The sequence below is a fragment of the Bartonella sp. MU70NMGDW genome (assembly GCF_042194085.1).
In the GTDB taxonomy this organism is placed as follows: Bacteria; Pseudomonadota; Alphaproteobacteria; order Rhizobiales; family Rhizobiaceae; genus Bartonella; species Bartonella grahamii.
Map to the genome: position 1 here is coordinate 1 of NZ_JBHIMK010000289.1, position 1,458 is coordinate 1,458.

At 44.8% G+C, this 1,458-nt stretch carries 1 protein-coding gene; it reads right to left on the minus strand.

Annotated features, from left to right (window positions below; all coding sequences use genetic code 11):
• Nucleotides 1-107 precede the first annotated feature (107 nt).
• The coding region (locus ACFIKE_RS10530; RefSeq protein WP_375649839.1) for a Bgr_08870 family protein at nucleotides 108-1,458 on the minus strand (1,351 nt) is incomplete at its 5' end.

A 1,458-nucleotide genomic window follows, 5' to 3' on the forward strand; every position in this document is an offset into this window, starting at 1 on the left:
CTTGAGGGGATAGCTTCACCATCAAAGGCATGGACATAGTCTTCTGAGGCTACAATAATATTTGTTACCACACCATTTTCAACAACTGCATATTTCATAAAAAACTCCTAGATAAAAAATCTCAACAAGATTGCTCCGTCACCACCATTGCCGCCATCTCCACCAGATTTTCCTGGAAAGTAGCCACCGCCACCGCCGCTGGTAAAACCATTTCCATCACCACCATTGCCGCCTTTCCCACTGTAACCCCCTTTTGCGATACCATCACTGCAACCACCACCAGCCCCCCCATAAATAGAGCTTCCACCATGTCCAATGTTTGTTTTGTAGACAATAAAGGGGCCGTCGTTACTTCTATAGTATGCGTAGCCACCACCACTCCCGCCACCGAAAGTAGAACTGCTACCATTAACATTACTGTTACTAGAGTAGTAGCTGCCACCGCTACCGCCGCGACCACTGCTGTTGGCACTTCCTTCACTGCCACTAGTTCCGTATCCATAATATCCACCACCTCCGCCACCGCCTGCGGTAAGAAGTCCCTGAATTATTGTTTGACCACCTATGCCTCCCCTCTCGTTATTACCGCCTTTCCCACCACGTCCAATTTGAGCATTTTTTGAGTTTCCCAGCTGGTATCCTTTGATTTTAATACGTACGCAACCGCCGCCACCTCCACCACCGCCTTTTATATTACTGCCGCCTCCACCGCCACCCCACGCCCATATTTCAATATCGGTGTAGCTAGTAACACTATCAGGAAATGGAATGGTACCACTTTCTGTCATGAGGATTTCAAGGGGATTAAGCGCGGTAACTTCTTTCAGTTTTGCAATCTCATTGCGTATTTTTTGAAGAACAGTGGTAGCCTCATCTTTTGTGTAAAGTGCCTTACCATCAACAGTTGCTGGACCTTTAAGCATGCTTCCACTTGCACTTAGACTTGTCACAACTTTATTATTGTGGGTGAGATTAAACGACGAATTACCCAACAGTTCTAAGCCACCACTCATAGTGACTTTGCTGGTAAATTTATTGTAACCTTGCCATTCATTTGGGCTTTTTAAGCGACCATAGCTGGTCATATCTTGATTAATCTTAGCTCTAAAATCATCAAGCCCCACGATATCTTCGGTTTTATGTTGGTGTGCACCTAACAGTGAGACAGCACTCCCAAAGGTGAAGTTATTGTTGCTTGATTTATAGAGGACATAATTATTTGCGGCATCTTTTGCGCCTTCGATATCGCTTAAATCAGCAAAAGTGAAGGTTTTATCCGCTGCCATTTTGGACTTAAGGGCTGCTTCAAGATCTGCGACATCACTTATTGTATGCGTGTGTTGTAAAGGCGCTTTTTCGTTTATCTTTTCCTCAACATCCGCAATGGCTTGATCAATTTTGGTCAAGTTTTCCCGCAAGATTGGGAATTCAGAACTGATAAAGCGTCCTTCTTTAGGC